Origin of the sequence: Marinobacterium arenosum, assembly GCF_019795155.1 — a bacterium.
GTDB classification, from domain to species: Bacteria; Pseudomonadota; Gammaproteobacteria; order Pseudomonadales; family Balneatricaceae; genus Marinobacterium_C; species Marinobacterium_C arenosum.
On sequence record NZ_JAILYN010000033.1, the window covers coordinates 1 to 18,106 of the forward strand.

The 18,106-nt window shown below is 58.9% G+C and carries 16 protein-coding genes and 1 pseudogene; 8 read left to right on the forward strand and 9 right to left on the reverse strand.

The features are described 5' to 3' along the window. Positions 1–385: 385 nt before the first annotated feature. Together K6T12_RS14570 and K6T12_RS21855 are read right to left on the reverse strand one after the other, a co-directional pair. A complete protein-coding gene (locus tag K6T12_RS14570; protein ID WP_222223607.1) occupies positions 386–1,036 on the reverse strand; it encodes a HEAT repeat domain-containing protein in 651 nt (216 codons plus the stop codon). A 219-nt stretch (positions 1,037–1,255) separates the two neighbouring features. Further along, positions 1,256–1,513: pseudogene (locus K6T12_RS21855) on the reverse strand (RHS repeat-associated core domain-containing protein); the annotation flags it as partial. A 110-nt stretch (positions 1,514–1,623) separates the two neighbouring features. Between K6T12_RS21855 and K6T12_RS21570 the strand changes: the two are divergent. Further along, the gene (locus K6T12_RS21570; protein WP_255611759.1) at positions 1,624–1,755 is read left to right on the forward strand and encodes a hypothetical protein; all 132 of its coding nucleotides are present in this window, start codon (positions 1,624–1,626) and stop codon (positions 1,753–1,755) included. A 279-nt stretch (positions 1,756–2,034) separates the two neighbouring features. Here K6T12_RS21570 and K6T12_RS14580 read toward each other — a convergent pair whose 3' ends face one another. Together K6T12_RS14580 and ppsA are read right to left on the reverse strand one after the other, a co-directional pair. Then, positions 2,035–2,649, reverse strand: a complete 615-nt coding sequence (locus tag K6T12_RS14580) for an FMN-binding negative transcriptional regulator (protein ID WP_222223608.1) — start codon at positions 2,647–2,649, stop codon at positions 2,035–2,037. 267 nt (positions 2,650–2,916) lie between these two features. Further along, a complete protein-coding gene (gene ppsA / locus K6T12_RS14585) occupies positions 2,917–5,286 on the reverse strand; it encodes a phosphoenolpyruvate synthase (protein ID WP_222223609.1) in 2,370 nt (789 codons plus the stop codon). A gap of 233 nt (positions 5,287–5,519) precedes the next feature. Here ppsA and ppsR point away from each other — a divergent pair, with 233 nt between their 5' ends. Next, a complete protein-coding gene (gene ppsR, locus K6T12_RS14590) occupies positions 5,520–6,341 on the forward strand; it encodes a posphoenolpyruvate synthetase regulatory kinase/phosphorylase PpsR (RefSeq protein ID WP_222223610.1) in 822 nt (273 codons plus the stop codon). Between the two features lie 199 nt (positions 6,342–6,540). Here the strand turns inward: ppsR and K6T12_RS14595 are convergent, their stop codons facing one another. After that, positions 6,541–7,365, reverse strand: a complete 825-nt coding sequence (locus K6T12_RS14595) for a phosphotransferase (protein ID WP_222223611.1) — start codon at positions 7,363–7,365, stop codon at positions 6,541–6,543. Positions 7,366–7,471: 106 nt separating this feature from the next. On the opposite strand from K6T12_RS14595, the gene thiB reads away from it, so the two are divergent. The 5 genes from thiB (at position 7,472) to K6T12_RS14620 (ending at position 11,326) form a co-directional block, all read left to right on the forward strand. Beyond that, complete coding sequence (thiB, locus tag K6T12_RS14600; protein WP_222223612.1) at positions 7,472–8,449, forward strand: thiamine ABC transporter substrate binding subunit; 978 nt, start codon at positions 7,472–7,474, stop codon at positions 8,447–8,449. A 6-nt stretch (positions 8,450–8,455) separates the two neighbouring features. Next, a complete protein-coding gene (locus K6T12_RS14605) occupies positions 8,456–10,003 on the forward strand; it encodes an ABC transporter permease subunit (RefSeq protein ID WP_222223613.1) in 1,548 nt (515 codons plus the stop codon). Beyond that, entirely contained in the window at positions 9,996–10,592 is a 597-nt protein-coding gene (locus tag K6T12_RS14610; RefSeq protein ID WP_222223614.1) for an ATP-binding cassette domain-containing protein, read from the forward strand. The genes K6T12_RS14605 and K6T12_RS14610 overlap by 8 nt, the downstream gene beginning before the upstream one ends. 150 nt (positions 10,593–10,742) lie before the next feature. Further along, on the forward strand, positions 10,743–10,949 hold the full coding sequence (locus K6T12_RS14615; RefSeq protein ID WP_222223615.1) for a hypothetical protein: 207 nt from the start codon (positions 10,743–10,745) through the stop codon (positions 10,947–10,949). Further along, a complete protein-coding gene (locus K6T12_RS14620) occupies positions 10,895–11,326 on the forward strand; it encodes a hypothetical protein (protein WP_222223616.1) in 432 nt (143 codons plus the stop codon). The genes K6T12_RS14615 and K6T12_RS14620 overlap by 55 nt, the downstream gene beginning before the upstream one ends. A gap of 38 nt (positions 11,327–11,364) precedes the next feature. Here the strand turns inward: K6T12_RS14620 and K6T12_RS21775 are convergent, their stop codons facing one another. From K6T12_RS21775 to K6T12_RS14635, 3 genes are all read right to left on the reverse strand, one after another. Next, positions 11,365–12,366 carry a sterol desaturase family protein gene (locus tag K6T12_RS21775; protein WP_222223617.1) on the reverse strand — a complete coding sequence of 334 codons (1,002 nt, stop codon included), beginning with the start codon at positions 12,364–12,366 and terminating at the stop codon, positions 11,365–11,367. 195 nt (positions 12,367–12,561) lie between these two features. Beyond that, entirely contained in the window at positions 12,562–13,977 is a 1,416-nt protein-coding gene (locus K6T12_RS14630) for a DUF4856 domain-containing protein (RefSeq protein ID WP_222223618.1), read from the reverse strand. Between the two features lie 362 nt (positions 13,978–14,339). Beyond that, positions 14,340–15,233, reverse strand: a complete 894-nt coding sequence (locus K6T12_RS14635) for a LysR family transcriptional regulator (RefSeq protein WP_222223619.1) — start codon at positions 15,231–15,233, stop codon at positions 14,340–14,342. 126 nt (positions 15,234–15,359) lie between these two features. Between K6T12_RS14635 and K6T12_RS14640 the strand changes: the two genes are divergently transcribed. Then, on the forward strand, positions 15,360–16,550 hold the full coding sequence (locus K6T12_RS14640) for an MFS transporter (protein WP_255611761.1): 1,191 nt from the start codon (positions 15,360–15,362) through the stop codon (positions 16,548–16,550). Positions 16,551–16,775: 225 nt separating this feature from the next. On the opposite strand, the gene K6T12_RS14645 is transcribed toward K6T12_RS14640, so the two are convergent. After that, entirely contained in the window at positions 16,776–17,732 is a 957-nt protein-coding gene (locus K6T12_RS14645) for a LysR family transcriptional regulator (protein WP_222223621.1), read from the reverse strand. Positions 17,733–18,106 lie beyond the last annotated feature (374 nt).

The window sequence follows — 18,106 nt, forward strand, 5'->3', positions numbered from 1 at the left end:
TGTAGTCGTAGTGCTTGTACCGTGCCATCCCTTGCACCCTCTGCGGTAAAGTTCTATCCGGCGATTGTAGCGGTATCCGAGCCCGCAGACCAAGGGCTTCGGGACTTATCCGACAGCCTCAACACTTCATTATGGGAAAAATAATCCCTATTAACGCCAAACATTACTAGTAAAACTATCTTCCAAGTGGTTACAGGACTATCCGATAGAACAACAGTGAACAAAGAGATCATTTTTCAAAACTAAGCCTATCTTTCTAACAGCAATACTTTTAACCTTAAGCTTTTACTAACAAAAATCCAATCATAGCCATAACAAACAATAGAGGAAAAACAAAGTGAAAACCTTCCACAATTTCTCCTCAATATCCATTAAAAGTCTGATCTCAGCCCAACTCCCCAAAAGCTTCTAAATCCAATATTGCTTTCTCCATATCTTCACGCACAACATCTAATTTCTCTCTCATCAGATTATCACGAAGTTTTTCAAGGCACCTATCGGTGATATTTTCCTCATCAAAAAACTCGACAATCTCCACCAACAGATTAGATAATGCACATCTCACCCTATAACAATCACTATTAAAGAAAGAACATAGATCATTCAGAGACTGACAATTGTCTATTATACAAAGAGCTGCTGCATATCTCAGTCTTTCCTCTTCACAAGAAACCGTCATATATCTATTGCTAATAATATCTTTCACTCTACTATTAAAAAACTTTGCTAATACTATCGCTGAGCTCCCTCTAATTAACCAATGTTTGTCATCCAAACACGTCTTTATAGCCTTAAAAGGCGGAGGGGGTTGCAGGTTCGAAATAGCATCCAAACTTTCCGCTCTTACCAAGTAGTCTTTATCACCCAACCCATCTATAACTCTACGACTGACACGTTTGATATCCATAACATCAGCTAACTTCTCTATTGACCTAAGCCGCACTTCATAATCAGAATCCTCCGACAACACTAACAGCCTATCGATACCGGCCTTAGAATCGATATTAATAAGATTTATCTCATCTAACTTGTCCACAAAATTACATTCTCTTATATACAAGAATCCGGCTTATCACAATTTGGATTGCAAACCCCAAAAACCCCAAAAACCTTACAGGTTGTAAACGCCCAAGTTACATGCAGAATATGCAGGAAAAACACCCCCTTATCATTCTGATGCCACCACGCCCCTTACTGTTATTTCGACGTCGACGACCTTATTCCTCTACCTGATTTTCATCCGTCCATTATGCATTTATTTATCACGAAAATTTTGCACAACCTTATCGGAGATTTTCTCAACCATATCAGTATGTTTCTTACTCTGAGGACTTCGCTGGGAAAGCCCAAATGGATCGGTATAATACGCATGATCATTCATAACATAAGCGTAATAATTTACTCCTCTTTCCAATCCAATCGGATCTTCAGATATAAACCGCCTTAGCTGCGGGCGGTAATACCGGGCTCGATAGAAGTATAGACCGGTGTCATCGTTCTCCCGCCCGGTGTACTGGAAGCTGTTGCTTTAGGACGCTTCATCTTCGGCTGCTTGGACAAACGTCTGGTAGCGGCACTGGGAATCACAAAGCCTGATACGTAGAAACCTTCTGGCTTGAGGGGGTGAACGAGCAGGCCGACTTCGGCGGCTGGCTGGTGCCGGACGACAGCTGGGTGGCGGAACAGGCCGAAGCGGTGCTGAACCACGCCTGGCACGTATTCACCTACCAGCTGGAAAACCTGAATTTCGTGTAACTTCATAGCCTGGTGATGCCTCCGGGCGGGGCATCGACAGCAGCGACTGGTCGCGGCTAAAGTCCGCTACTACAAGAAGGATGCGAGACTGTAGGAGGCGCTTCAGCGGCGACCACGTGGGCACAGAAAACGTGCCACCCTACTGACAACCAGCTGGAAAACCTGAATTTCGTGTAGTCAGGATATCATCAGCTTGGCCAGGTCGCCGCTGAAGCGCCTCCTACAAAAGCGTCCGCGGCCAGATGTAGGGGCACGTAGTCTGTGCCCACCCTGCTGCACTTACTGCCCGGTACCGAGCTGAACACGAGCCATATACTGCGCCAGCGCCTGCGCTTGCAGATCATCCGACGCCTGCAGCCCCTGCCAGACGCCCTGCTGGTCCGCCGGCTTGCGATGCTGACCGAGCTTCAATTTGCCCTCCAGCCGACTCAGTTCCACCTTGAAGCCGACGATTCCGGCCAGCAACCGGTCGCGGAACGCATCAGTCAGAATATCCCGCTTGGCCAACAGTTCCGGCTCGTACTTGGCAACCGTCTGTTCGACCACCTCCAACGTCCGAGGCCCATCGAGCAGCCGAACCACACCATAGGCGTGAACCGCCGCATAGTTCCAGGTCGGCACCGCCGGTGCGGCCGCGTACCAGGTCGGCGAGATATATGAGTGAGGGCCACTGAAGATAATCAGAACCTCTTTGCCGTCCAAATCCTGCCAGTGCGGATTCGCCTTGGCAAAGTGGCTGTACAAAGTGCCACTGTGCCCCTCACTGCGGTTTAACAGAAACGGTAGGTGACTGCCCTGCAGCGGTTCCGAAACCAGCACGCCGAAGCCGAACTGGTCGACAAACGCCTGAGCCTGCTCGGTAGACGCCATTTGCATATTGCCCGGCACGTACATTTTTTATTCTCCCGGATAAAAATAATCGGTGTTAAGCCCAGCCACCGAATTGAAAATCTCAGCCTTTACGCCGCCATACAGATCCCGGCACTCCAGGCTAAAGGCTAGGATATCGCCAAAACAATTTTGCTACTTGCATAGGAAGCACTGGCTGTTTTTATTTAGCGACTGTTTTTTGAATGGACCTTAACGATATTGGTTGCTAGCAACAAAACAAAAAGGCGCCCGAAGGCGCCTTTTCAATGAGCTTACCGAAGCAAACGAAACTTACTGCTCCTGGTTGGCCAGGAAGAACCAGGTATCCAGAACCGAGTCCGGGTTCAGCGATACCGAGCTGATACCCTGCTCCATCAGCCAGCGGGCCAGTTCCGGATGATCGGACGGGCCCTGGCCGCAGATGCCGATGTACTTGTTCTGCCGCTTGCAGGCGTCGATCGCCTTGCCGAGCAGAATGGTCACCGCCTCGTCGCGTTCGTCGAACAGGTGAGCGACGATGCCGGAGTCGCGATCCAGCCCCAGGGTCAGCTGGGTCAGGTCGTTGGAGCCGATCGAGAAACCGTCGAAGTACTGCAGGAACTTGTCCGCCAGCAGCGCATTGGCCGGGATCTCGCACATCATGATCAGTCGCAGGCCGTTCTCGCCGCGCTTCAGGCCATTGGCCTCCAGCAGTTCGACCACCTGGCGCGCTTCGCCGACAGTGCGCACGAACGGCACCATGATCTCGACGTTGGTGAAGCGCATCTGGTCGCGAACGATCTTCAGCGCCCGGCACTCCAGCTCGAAGCAGTCGCGGAACGACTCGGAGATATAGCGGGTGGCGCCACGGAAACCGAGCATCGGGTTCTCTTCGCTCGGCTCGTAGTGGTCGCCGCCGATCAGGTGGCCGTACTCGTTGGACTTGAAGTCGGACAACCGCACGATCACTTTCTTCGGATAGAAGGCCGCCGCCAGGGTCGAAATACCCTCCACCAGTTTCTGGACGTAGAAATCCACCGGCGAGTCATAGCCGGCACAGCGGCGCTCTACCACCTGGCGCAGTTCACGCGGCTGGTCGTCGAAGTTCAGCAGCGCCTTCGGGTGCACGCCGATCATCCGGTTGATGATGAACTCCAGGCGGGCCAAACCGACGCCGGCATTGGGCAGCGATTGGAAGTCGAACGCCCGGTCCGGGTTGCCGACGTTCATCATGATGTCGAACGGCAGGCTCGGCATCGATTCGATGGAGTTTGTCTGATGCTCGAAGTCCAGCGCTCCTTCGTAGACCCGGCCGGTGTCGCCTTCGGCACAGGAGACGGTCACCAGCTGGCCCGGCTGCAGCTGCTCGGTCGCATCACCACAACCAACGATCGCCGGAATGCCCAGTTCGCGGGCGATGATCGCCGCATGGCAGGTACGACCGCCACGATTGGTAATGATCGCCGCGGCACGCTTCATCACCGGTTCCCAGTCCGGGTCGGTCATGTCGGTGACCAGCACGTCGCCCGGCTGCACCTGGTCCATCTCGCTGAGATCGCCGACGATGCGCACCGGCCCGGAACCGATCCGGTGACCGACGGAACGCCCTTCCGCCACCACCTTACCGGTCTCTTTCAGCAGGTAACGCTCGATCACGTTGGTCTCGCTGCGGCTCTTCACCGTCTCCGGCCGCGCCTGAACGATATACAGCTGGCCGTCGTCACCGTCCTTGGCCCATTCGATATCCATCGGCCGGCCGTAGTGGTTTTCGATCAGCACCGCCAGGCGGGCCAAACCCTCTACCTCGGCATCGTTGATCGAGAACTTGTTGCGCTCGGCCACCGGCACAGACACCGTTTCCACCGCGCGGTGGGTTGTGCCTTCGTCGCCGTAGACCATCTTGATCGCCTTGGAACCCAGGTTACGGCGCAGGATCGCCGGTACACCCTGGGCCAGCGTCGGCTTGTAGACGTAGAACTCGTCCGGGTTGACCGCGCCCTGTACCACGGTCTCGCCCAGCCCGTAGGCGGAGGTGATGAACACCGCGTGCTGGAAGCCGGATTCGGTGTCCAACGTGAACATTACGCCACTGGCGCCGGTCTCGCTACGCACCATCTTCTGGATGCCGGCGGACAGCGCAACCTCGGAGTGTTCGAAATTCTGGTGTACCCGGTAGGAGATCGCCCGGTCATTGTAGAGCGAGGCGAATACTTCTTTGATCGCGTGCTTGACGTTGTCCAGCCCGCGGATGTTCAGGAAGGTTTCCTGCTGACCGGCAAAGGAGGCATCCGGCAGGTCTTCCGCGGTGGCCGATGAACGCACCGCCACCGCCAGTTGGTCGTTGTCGCCGGCCAGTTCAGCCCAGGCCTGATCGATCGCCTGTTCCAGGCCGGCGGTCAGCGGTGCATCCAGGATCCAGCCGCGGATCTCGGCACCGGTCTTGGCCAGTGCCTGTACATCGTCAGCATCCAGCTGCTGCAGCCGTTCGTTGATCTTATCTTCCAGGCCGCTCTCTCTCAGAAAATTACGGTAGGCATCAGCGGTGGTCGCGAAACCGTTGGGAACCCGAACGCCGGCACCACTCAGTCCCCTGAGCATCTCGCCCAATGAGGCGTTCTTGCCACCGACACGCTCAACGTCTCCCATTCCCACCTGATCAAGGCGCAGTACATATTCCTGCAAGGTCTTCTCTCCTACGGCTAGCACTGAAAGTTAAGCGACCACCGGCCTCTGCCGCCCTGCCAGACTCGAGGCTGACGTCTGCGCAACAGCTGCCGGCGATGCACCGATGCCGAATATAATACTGCAGATAGACGGAAAAATCGTTGTTACTTCGGCGCTTAGCCGCCAGCTGACCCATCGGCGGCACAATCTGCTATAGTCCGCCGGCAAATGAAGTGTCAGGAACGGGATCGATGAAACGTAGTGCCTTTTTTATCTCAGACGGAACCGGCATCACCGCCGAAACCCTCGGCCAGAGCCTGTTGGCGCAATTTGAAGGGATCGAGTTCGACAAGAACACCCTGCCCTACGTGGATTCACTGAGTAAAGCCGAGCAGGTGGTCGCACAGATCAACCAGGCCGCTGAACAGGACGGCGAGCGGCCGATCGTATTCGATACCGTGGTCAACGAGGAGATCCGGGCACTGATCGCACAGAGCAACGCCTTCAAGATCGACGTGTTCGCCAGCTTCCTTAACCCGCTGGAGCAGGAATTGAGCACCCGCTCCTCCTATTCGGTCGGCAAATCGCACGCGATCTCGCAGATGAACCGCTACAAGGAGCGGATCGATTCGGTCAACTTCGCCATCGACAACGACGACGGCGCCCGCACCCAGCAGTACGACCAGGCGGATATCATCCTGGTCGGGGTGTCACGCTGCGGCAAGACACCGACCTGCCTCTACATGGCGATGCAGTTCGGCATCCGCGCCGCCAACTACCCGATCACCGAGGAAGACCTGGAGCTGAACGAACTGCCGCCGTCGCTGCGCCCGCACCGCAACAAGTTGTACGGTCTGACCATCGACCCGTTCCAGCTGGCGGCGATCCGCCATGAGCGGCGCCCCAACAGTCGCTATTCGTCTCTGGACCAGTGCACCCTGGAGGTGCGCGAGGTAGAGCGGCTGATCCGCCAGGAGAACATGCCGCTGATCAACACCACCACCTTCTCGATCGAGGAGATCGCCACCCGCATCATGGCCGACACCGGTCTGAAACGGAAAACCGGCCAGTAATTCAAAAGCAAGCTGCGACCACACCCCCGGCTTTTACCGGTAGGAGGGGATTTATCCGCGACCAATACGGCCAGGGAGGCAGGTGCAGTACCCGGGTCGCTCGCGGAGCGTGCTGCGACAGGGATTAAAGGCGGATTGGCGGTCTACATCGACGGCGCCAACAGCTGCCTGCGGTGTTGGCGCACCGCAATGCTCGGCACTACGAGGCTTGCAACAACTGCCCGGTACGACGCAGCAATTGGGCCATGGTGAGATCGCTGCCGCCAAGGCCACGCGCCCAGTACCAGAGGCACTCGAGGGATTCGCTGAGCCAGAGCGCCCGTTTCAACCCCTGTTCCATGGCCTGCGAGTCGAGCGTGGTAAAAGCCGGTAGCTGAGTCAGCTGCTTGGCGCTAACGCCGAACCGGCGCTGCAGTGCGGCGGCATCGAACCAGGGATTGCCGAGCGCGCCGTACTCCCAATCGACCACCACCAATTGCTGATCCAGCACACAGAGATTGGCGCCGTGCAGATCATGATGGGTCAGCACCGGCTTGACGGTTGGCAAGGCCGCCAGTGCACCATGCAACCGATCGATCAGCTGCATCAATTGGGGTTCCAGCGGCAAGCCGGCCAGCTGCGGACGGTAGGCTTCGAACAGAGCACGGTAGTCCAGTTCCAGCTCGGCCTGAAGCGGCAGTTGCTGCCACTCTGACACCGCCTGCAGCAGCTGCTGACGCAGCCGGTTGGCCAGCGGCAACGAGGGTGCCGGCCCGTGCCAGGCCATCAGGCACCAGCCCTGCTGCCAGTCGTTGTGCACCAGCCGTGGCGCCCAGTCGGTGCCGGCCAGTTGCTCGAGCAAGCGCGCCTCGCGCTGGCGGTCGACGCCGAAGGCAACATCCGCCGACGCGTTTAGCCGCAAAACCAGGGTCTGCCCCTGGTGCTCGGCACGGTACAGCCAGTTGCTGCTGCCGCAGGCCATCGGCTGCCAGTCGGGCGATGCCTTAAGGTATTGATTTACTGATGAGAACTGCGTCGACTGCATGACTCGCCCATAGCGCTTGCGTTAGAATTTCAGCCTAGACCGGCCGCGAAACGCGGCAGTTTACCGCGCCCGAGGCGCTTCGTCTTGCCCGCTTACCGAGACCGCCATGAGATCACTGCTTTCGCTGTTCACCGCCCTGCTGCTGACAACGTCCGTCAGCGCCGCCGACCTGACCGTCTACACCTATGACTCCTTCATCTCGGAGTGGGGCCCGGGCCCGAAGCTGGAAGCGGCCTTCGAGCGGCAGTGCGATTGCGACATCACGTTCATCGGCGTCGAGGATGGCGTCAGCATTCTCAACCGGTTGCGTATCGAGGGCGACAGCAACAAGGCCGACCTGATCCTCGGCATCGACGACGGCCTGATGGAGGAGACCCGCACCACCGGGTTAATCCAACCCCACGGCCTGAAACTGGACCGGCTGAAGCCGGAACTGGCCTGGTCGGACGACAGTTTCGTGCCGTTCGATTACGGCTACTTCGCCTTTATCTACGATAGCCGCCAGATCAGTAAACCGGTGGACTCGCTGCAGGCGCTGATCGATTCGGACGCCACGGTGATCTACCAGGACCCGCGCACCAGCACCCCGGGCCAGGGGCTGATGATGTGGGTCAAGGCGGTGTACGGCGACCAGGCGGCCGACGCCTGGCAACGGCTGGCCGGCCACACGGTGACCGTCACCAAGGGCTGGTGGGAGGCCTACAGCATGTTCCTGCAGGGCAGCGCCGATTATGTGCTGAGCTACAGCAGCTCGCCGGCCTACCACGTGGTGGCCGAGGGCAAATCCCACTACAAGGCGGCGCCGTTCAGCGAGGGTCATGTGGCACAGATCGAGTTGGCAGCGATCACCCGCACCAGCGGCAATCCTGAACTGGCGCGCCGGTTCCTCGAATTCCTGACCTCCGCCGAAGCCCAGCGGCTGATTCCGGTCAGCAACTGGATGCTGCCGGTGATCGACGGTGTCGAACTGCCGCCGGTATTCGGCGAGCTGATCCAGCCGAAACGGATCGGCTTCAGCCCGGCCGAGGTCGCCGACCGGCGCTCGCAGTGGCTGCGCGAATGGCGCAACGCGGCGGCCCAGTAATCCCCGATGCAGCGAGCAGGGATCGCGGCACTGCTGTTCAGCGTGCTGGTCACGGTGCTGGCCTTTCAGGGGCTGATTGGATTCGGCCACGGCGGCGCCGACTGGTCGCTGCTGAGCGACCGCTACTACCAGTCGGTGCTGCTGTTCTCGCTCAAGCAGGCCTCGCTCAGTGCATTGCTGTCGCTGTTGCTGGCCTGGCCGTTGGCCCGTGCACTCTACTACCGGCCACAACTGCCGGCAAGGCGCGGCTTCCTGAGCCTCTGCGTACTGGCCTTCGTGATGCCGACGCTGGTACTGATCACCGGCCTGGTGGCCCTGCTGGGCCGCAACGGTCTGCTCAGCCCGCTGCTGGGCGAACAGTGGAACCTGTACGGCCTGAACGGCATCCTGATCGCCCATGTCTACTTGAACCTGCCATTTGCGGTGCGGGTGATGTTGCAGCAGTTGCAGCATATCCCGGATAGCAGCTGGCAGTTGGCGGCCCAATTGAAGCTAAGCCGCTGGCAGCGGTTGCGGTTGATCGAATGGCCAACGCTTAAGCCGGCGGTACTGGTACTGTTCGGCTTCGTGTTCGTGCTCTGTTTCAACAGTTTCGCGGTGGTATTGGCGCTCGGCGGCGGGCCGCGCGCCACTACCCTGGAAGTGGCGATCTACCAGGCGCTGAAATACGACTTCAATATCCCCGAAGCGCTGACCCTCGCCTGGAGCCAGCTGCTGATTGCCGGCAGCCTGTTCCTGCTGCTGTCGCGCTGGGGCCGCAGCCACTGGCTATCGGTCGACACCCTGCAACGGCAGTGGATTCCTCAGCCCAACCAGCCCATGAAGCTGATTCACGCCATGGTATACGCCGCTGGCTGGCTGCTACTGTTGCTGCCGATTGTGGCGCTGCTGCCCGGCGTGCTGGAGGTCGACATGGCCCGTTTCGGCTGGTCGGCGCTGCTGCGGCCGACGCTGGTCAGCCTGGTGGTCGGCCTGCTGGCCGCCGGCGGTGCGATGCTGCTGGCCTACCTGATGCTGACGCCGGTCCGTCAAGCACACCTGAAACGCCAACGTAAACGGGCCCTGCTGCTGGAGTGGCTGTCGACCCACGCCCTGGTGGCTCCGGCAATGGTGGTGTCGGTCGGCCTTTATATCCTGCTGTTGCGGCAGATCGACCTGGACCGCTGGGGTATGCTGTTCGTGGTACTGTTGAATATGCTGATGGTGGTGCCGTTCGCAGTCCAGCAGTTGCGCCCACGGCTGTTGCAGTACGACGCCCAGTACCATCGGCTGTGCCGCGCATTGAAACTGAGCGGCCGGCAACGATTGCGGCTGGAGTGGCCGTTCCTGCGGCCGGCGTTTATCGCCAGTTTCGCGCTGATCCTGGTGCTGGCGATCGGCGACCTGGCGATCTTCGCCATCTTCGGCAATGAGCAGTGGACCACCCTGCCCTGGCTGATCTACAGCTACGCCGGCAGCTATCGAATCGCCGAGGCGTCGCTGGCGTCGCTGCTGTTGTTACTGCTCTGCGCGCTGATCGTGTGGGCTTTTGAACGGATACGACTGGATGCTTGAGATCGACAACCTGCGCGTCAAACAGGGCGCCGCCGAACTGCACTACAACCTCCGGGCGCTGCCGGGTGAACTGCTGGCGATCCAGGGCCGCAGCGGGGTTGGCAAATCCACCCTGCTGCATGCGATCGCCGGCTTCCTGCCGGTCGCCGGCGGCGACATCCGCTGGAAGGGCCGCTCGCTGCTGAAGTTGACGGTCGAGCAACGTCCGGTCAGCCTGCTGTTCCAGGATCACAACCTGTTCGAACATATCAACGTCTGGCACAACCTGCGCTTGGGGATGCCGGCCGAGCAGTCGCCCGAGCCGCTGCACCAGGCCGCCGAGGTGCTGCAGGTGACTGAACTGCTGCAGCGCAAGCCGAGCGAGCTGTCCGGCGGTCAGCGCCAACGGATCGGCCTGATCCGCGCCCTGCTGCGGCCCGAGCCGATCGTACTGCTGGACGAGCCGTTCGCCGAACTAGACCCGCAGACCCGCCAGTTGGCCGCCGAGTGGAGCCGCGCCACCGCTAAAAACGGCCATAAAACCCTGCTGCTGGTAACCCATCAGGATGAGGATGTGGAACGGGTGGCCGACCGGGCCCTGCAGCTATAGGCCGCGCTTTTCATCCAGCCTGCCGGCCGTTACGCCCCGCTTCCGATCCAGGCCGCCTGCTTGACCCCTCCCCGCCAACCGACTTAACTGAAATCTGAAAGGCACGACAGATCCAGCTGTGCCCAGCTAGCAATCTTCGGGAGCAAGGAGATGCAACAACAACCCCACCATCAAACCTGGCCAGAAGCCGCCAACGACCTGTTTGGCCTGCTGACCGGCCGCCACGCGGAAGTCACCTATCAACTCGACGATCTCGAAGTGTACGTCCCGATCGAATCAGGCATGGAGACGGAACACGCCCTATGGAAACTCAACGGAACGATCAAGGTTCGGGCCCGCGAAGACAACGATCGTTAAACTCGCTATTTACCCCGCTGGATATCGTCGGCGATCTGCAGGCGACCAGCGGGGACGTTAACGTCCAACTGCATGCCCAAGGCGGCCTGATCACAGTGGAGATCAACCGGCTGCCGACACTGCGCAGCCACCGCGGCCAGCGGCGACGCCGCATCCGCTTTCTGCAACTGCTGCATGCCGGACTGCAGCGCACGGCTCAACGGATGGAGATCAAGCTCAACGGCAGAACCGCCGCCCGGCTGGGCCACGATGTCCGCCCGGGGGTGTTCTCCCGGCTCGTAGCGCGCTTGTTCGGCTTCGGGCCCCTGGAGCTGCGACTGACTGCTATAGTGCCGGCACTGCTCAGTCTTCGCGGCGACAGCGACACTGGCAGTTAGCTGAAAGACTGGCAGTCTCTGTTGGATTCGGAATCCAACTATCGCATGCGTACCGCGCCCCGTGCCGCCCGGCGCAGCCAGTGACGTCCGGCGCTGCGCAACGCTTGGTACGACTCGGTGAAAGGCGCCAGGTAGAGCTGTTTCAGGCTCTGCTCGCCTTCGACCACATTGGCAGCAAGTCCGAAACACAGCGGCGTATCCCGTTCCGACAGATGCAAACTACCACCCAACCAATCCCAGACCGCCAGCACCGCGCCAAAGTTCTTGTCATAGTGACGCGGCTCCACCGAGTGATGTATCTGGTGCTGGGCCGGCGAGATCAGAATCCGTTCCAGCGGTTTCCAGTAACCGATCGCGACATGGGAGTGGCGCAGGTTGGCACCGGTTACATTGAACGTGAACACCAGCACATTGACGCCCAGCACCGTGATCAGATCCACCTGGCTACCAAAGAAGAACAGGAACAGACCGATGCTGATCGCCTGCACCAGCACGCTGCGCAGTGCGAACAGCACACCCTCCACCGGATGGGTCCGTAATACCGTCAGCGGGGTCATCGTACGGGCCGAATGGTGCACCTTGTGAAAGGCCCACAACCAGGGCCAACGGTGCATCAGCATATGCAGGAAATAGCGGGCGAAATCGTCCAGCAGAAAAAAAAACAGCGTGAACGCGGTCATCACCGACCAGTCGGGCAGCAGGCTGCCCGGCAGCGGTGGATTACCGATCAATCCATGCAGTTGTTGGTAGATCAGCGTCGCCAGCACCACCTGGCTGAGCAACAGCGGCGAGATCAACATCATCAACAGCCGGTTGAGCAGCAGAATCTGGTAGTCCGCCCGCGCCGAAGAGGACCACCAGATCGCGGGCGACAGCATCTGTCGGCAACCACTCAGCCAACCGCTGCCGAAGCGCCAGCGCAGCCAGAGCATGCCGATCAGCAGCGCGGCCACCAGATAACCGACGAACACCCGCTTACGCGGGCTGGTGAACATTTCGGCCAGTTCGGTCAGGTAATCCGAGACAAGGGTTTCGATCACTGCAAGCTACCGATTCATAACCAGGAGATTGAGAAGCCAGCCGGGCATCGAGCTGCGACACGCACGTCTTGCAGCCACTTTACCGCAGCAAGACACCAGCTATAAAAAAAAACCAGCCACAGGGTCTGTGGCTGGTTTCCTTTCTGATTGTCGGCTGCTGACAACGAGCAGCCGACTATCCGCACACAGACGGGATCAGTCGTTCTCGGCGGAAGCCGCCTTGGCGCCCAGCTTCTCGACCAGCTTTTCCATACCGGCCAGTACATCCTTGCTGCGTGCCTTGACGCCGAACTCGTCGACCATCAGCTGCTGAACTTTCAGCATCTGCAGCATGTACTCATCCATGGTGACGGTGGAATCCTGCAGGTAGTTGCCCTTGGCGTCGATACCGGTCACCTGGGTGTTGCCCAGCAGCACCGGACCGAAACCGATCAGGCGGTTCAGCTGCACGCCGGTTTCGCCCAGATCCTTACCGCTCACCTGCAGCGCCATTGCGAAGCCTTTCAGCTCGCCCCAGTGCTTGATGTAGTTGCGGTAGTCGTCACCCACGCTGCCGCCGGCTTCCAGGATGCTGGTGATCTTCTGCAGGTCCTTGTAGGTGGAACCGGCATACTTGAAGACGTTCTCGGCGATCACCTTTTCCCAGTTCTCGGCGATCACTTTGGCGTGGCCTTTCAGCTCAGCGCGCTGTGCGTCGGTCAGGGCTTCACCGTTGGCATCGCTGATCAGCTGACGGCCATCGACGAACGCCTTGGTGATGGTGTGCAGGTAATCGGTCTTGCCGCTCTTGTCGGTCGCCGCCGCATAGTAGCCGTGGGCGTACGCCATCTCGTCATACAGGCTGACCTTGCCGTCGCCATTGTGGTCGGCAACGGACAGTGCGTCTTCCTTGCCCTTGGCGATGTTGTAAACCTGTTCGGCGGTCAGCTCCAGCGTGTGGGCCGGTACACCGAAGTAACCGAACGCCTCATCCCAGACGTGCTCTTTGCCGGTGTACGGCTTGCCATCCTTGTACGCCTTGTTGTTCGGCTTGGTGTCGGCTTCCAGCTTCTCATCCAGGTAGTTGTCCACCGCCTGGTTGTAGAACACCGCGCCCATGGTGAATTTGGAGATCAGCTGCGCGTAGTCGTAACCGTTGACCGAGTCGTAGCCCTTGTCCGCTGCGGATGCCTTGTCGATCATGAACGCCAGCACTTCGGCGCCGGTCATGTTGCCCGGCCAGCTGGTCACAGCGCCTTTGTATGCCTTACCCGCCAGGTTCTTCTTGCCGGACAGCTCGTCCACCTGGCTCTGCGCGATCACGAAGCCGCCCTTGCTGGTCGGCGACAGGATCTCACGGCCGGCATCCGTACCTTCGAAGTACGCCATCATCTTGGCTTTCAGTTCTGCGTTCGGCTGGCCGTTACCCTGTGCCGCCAACTTCTTCAAAGAGGTGTGCAGCACGTGACGCGCCATCTGGCCGCCGTAGGAAACGGAGTGCTTGGCATCGCCCTGGTAGTCCTTAACGGTTACCGGAAAATCAGCGTAAGCGTTCTGATCTGCCTGAGCCATAGCGCCGAAAGAACTCAGCGAAGCAACCGCCAATGCGGTAACAATTTTCTTCAGTTTCACGAGATACAACCTTCTGAAAGTGAGCTTATAAACCTGGCCTGCCGGATGGTTGCGGGCAGACCCAAACCGAAAACTGCGCTTAAGCTAACACAGCAGAAGTGCGAATTCCAATGATATACATTCCCATTTACACGCTGAGAATGACCTGCGTTAAGGTTTATTCAAAAACTGGGGATTCCAGCCGATTTACCGGCCACGAGGACTTGACAACAACCACCTCACCACCACTGAGAATCCGCTCACCCGACGTGTTCGATTCAGTGAAGGCAGATCACCAGCCAGTCAGATACCGCAGCGATGCCCGCGGCGCCTGTTTGCAGCGGACGCCGGGAAGAAACCCCGGACATATTTCGTGCAAAGCACTAGCGGCCCGGTGTAAAGCCGACGTCCATGGGCGCTTCATCGCTGCCGGCTTTCAACTGAGAACTGGCCTGAATGGTCTGGGCCAGTCGCGCTGACGCTTCGTTGACCTCTTCAGCCACAAACAGGGTGGTATGGGTTTTCGGTAGCCGGGGAAGCTGGTTTTCAATTACCAGACCGGGTTCGAGGGTGGACCTTGGAATCACGCCGACACCGATCCCGGCCTTGACCGCCGCCAGAACCCCCGCCCGGCTCTGGCTGGTAAACGCGATGCGATAGCCACGATTGATTTTGTTCAGTGCACCGATCGCCGCAGCGCGGTGCACACAACCGTCGGCAAACATCGCCAGCGGCAGTGGATCCCGCTGAATGACCGAGTGCGCTTCGGCACGCACCCAGACCAGCTCGTCGCCGAACAGGTGCACGCCGCCCTCGGCATTCAGCGGCAACTCCACCAGTGCAAGGTCCAGTTTTCCGTCTTCCAGTTGTTGTATCAGGTGTTGCGGACGATGATCCGAAACCACCTCGAGACAGGCTTCGGGGTACGACAGTACAAAGGCTTCCAGCAATGGCACCAACGTGCGCGTCGCGTATTGATCATGGGTGCCGAAACGAACCTGGCCGCCTATATCGCCATTCTGAAAGGCCCCCAGAATCCGGTCATGCAAGTTAAGCAGCTGATGGGCACTGGTTTTCAACGCCTCACCGGTCGGGGTCAGCCGGACCCCGTACTGCCCACGCTCCAGCAGCGGGCTACCGATCAGCGCTTCCAGCCGGTTCAGCTGCATGCTGACGGTCGAGGGGGCCCGATGCAAACGCGCAGCGGCGGCTGACAGGTTCAAGGTATCGGCGACAAGCACAAAGGTGCGTAAAAGTGGGATCGGTAGGTCGCGCATATCCAGTTTTCAATATGATTGAAGGTAACAATCAATATTTATCGTTTTGATGAATACATGCAAGCCCATAAGATAGCCTCAGTTGCGAGATTGCCCACGCATTCAGCCGGAGGAAGACCGATGCACATGGCAGCCGTTTTTGGTTTAAATCAAATTATCAGCCACGGATTTGGCGTGTTCCTCTTTGCGGCGCTGGTACCGATGATGCGGGAAACCATCGCCATCAGTCACTGGCATCTCGCCACTATCGGTGCGTTAACACAGCTGTCCTATCTGGCCGGCGCATTGCTGCTCGGCGTGATCGGCCACCGCATCGACTCCGGCCGACTGGCACTGGTGACCGGCGCCATCACCACCACCCTGCTGTTCACGATGGCCCGGCTGTCGGACCCGGTTGTCATCGGTGCCGTATTAATCTGCATGGCCGCCTGCGCCGCAATCAGCTGGGGCGCAATTGTCGAGATTATCAGCCGCCATGCCGACCCGAGCCGTTGCTCGACCTACCTGTCCAGTGCTGCCAGCGGCACCGCCTGGGGCTACGGCCTCAACGGACTGATCATTTTGTGGCTGGTACCTGCCATGGGCTGGCAAAGCGGCTGGTTGATGGCCGGACTGCTCGGTCTTTGCGCGCTCTGCTTCACCTGGCGACTGCTGCGACGGATCGGGACAACGGGCGCCCCGGTTACCACGTCTGCCGGCAGCGCTCTGCCGGTCGGCCGATTACTGATCACCATCGCCACCGAGCGTACCGCTCTGTTTTGCTGCCTGATCTGCTTCGTGGTCGGCTTTGCGACAATGCCGTTCGCCACCTGGCTCAACAGTTACCTCGATGAACTGCAGCTGCCCACGGCACTGGCCGGCTACAGCTGGACCACAGTAGGCGCCACCGGCATGGTGGCAGGCTTCGTCGCCGGCAAGCTGGCCGACCATCAGGGACCAGGCCGGGCACTGTTGCTGGTCGCGGTGGGATTTGCGCTGGGATTGCTGGCATTCACCCTGGATCCGGCACGATTCGCGCTGCTCGCGGGGTTTGGCTATGGCCTGATGTATTTCCCGATGTGGGGCATCATTGCGGGTTGGCTGAAGCAACAGTACTCCTCCACCGCCACCATGCAGATCAGCGGTATCGGCATGGTCACCTTTGGCCTCGGCGGTACGCTGGGCAATGTGCTGGCGGGGATCATTCACCAGAGCAGCGGCTCGCTACAACAGGTGTTCTATATCCTGACCGGCGACGCTCTTTTGCTGGTGGTCCTGGTGCTGTTCATCCTGCTATCGTCAGCCGGCAAGCAGGGGGTGGCGACGGCGGCCGGCTGATCAGCCGGCAGCATGCCCGTCGCCGAAAGTCCGTGACTTAAGGCAATGTGCCTTTGCGATTTGAGCAAAGCCCCTATCGGGAGTGGCATAGCCTTGCAGGGCGGACTTCAGTGCGCCACCGCCGCAGGCGGTTACATCGTAGTTACTGAAGTAACCCGTATTACCTCTTACGACAGGGCTTCAGTGTGTGCAGTAAACCGCTTCGCGGGCCGGTTAGCGAATCCGTTATTCCTGGCCGATCTCGATCTCCGAGAGCAGCCACTCGTATTCGTCGGTAATCTCCGACAGGAAGCTGTCGTGCAGGATGGCACGGCAGTCACGGGCGATCATCCCCGGCAGGTCGCCCAACTCATGCTGACGGGTCACCAGGGTGATATTGCGGTAGAAGGACTCGTCCAGCGGCAGCAGCTTGACCTGGTGCTGGCGAATACCGCTCTGGAACAGGCACAGCGGCGAGGTGATGGTACAGCCGATGCCCGACGCCACCGCCGAAACCACCGCGAAGGAGTTATCCAGCTGCAGCCGTTGAGCGGATTCGCACTGTATGCGTCGCAGGTAACGTTCGACATCCTGACCGATCAACGAGCTGGCGCTGTAGCGGATGAAATCGTAACTGGCCATTACCGCATGGATATCCCCATCGCCCTGGTAATCGTTCGGCACCGCCAGCACAAAGGGTTCGCGCAGGATGCGATAGCGCAGCAGATCGGAATAGTTGTCCAGCGGATCGTCGGAGATGATCAGGTCCGCCTGGCGCGAGTTCAACATATGGGCGTGCAGGTGGGACTGACCGGTCACCACGGTCCAGTTCTGGGTCCGTTTTCGCACCACGTCGATCAGCGGTTTACCGACCGCGGTGACGATCGAATCCACCAGCGCCACCTTCACATGACGCAGCAACTTGTAGTCCGCCTTACGCATCTCCTGGCTGGTCAGCCGGGCATCGCGCAGCAGATTGGTAGCCCGGTCGTAGAAGTAGCGACCGGCAGTGGTCACCTCCATTGGCCGGATGCTTCGATCCATCAGCTCGACCCTGAGCGATTCCTCAAGATTGGCCAGGATCTGCGAGATCGACGACTGACTCATACCCAGCCGCTGACCGGCCAGGGTCATATTGCCGGTTTCGACCACCTGTACGAATACTTCCAGTGATTTCAGATCAAATCCGAATGACGATGCCATAGTTCCCTCCGATGACCGGCCCATCGGTACTGATTGGTTTGTATTGTTTTTGTTATCGACGGCAGCATTTCGCCACACCACCGGATATTGAAGACAGTACAGCTGACCGGCAGCAACAACAATTACCCGATGGTGCCCATCAGGTATTAAGTTTTCCGATAGTAATATCCAAAAAGCGGCCCAACCACAAGGACCTGTACTATTTGGAGAGCAATGGCGCACTATCGAGCAGTGGCAAACGGTTGGGCCGGGACAGAATCAGCACTGTCAGGGGATTAGCTAGTGATCACGCATGAACAGAGTGTGCGGTCAGTATCAGCGAAACGACGGAGCCCGGCAAAAACCCATCAATTCCGCAGGCAGAACGCCATTAG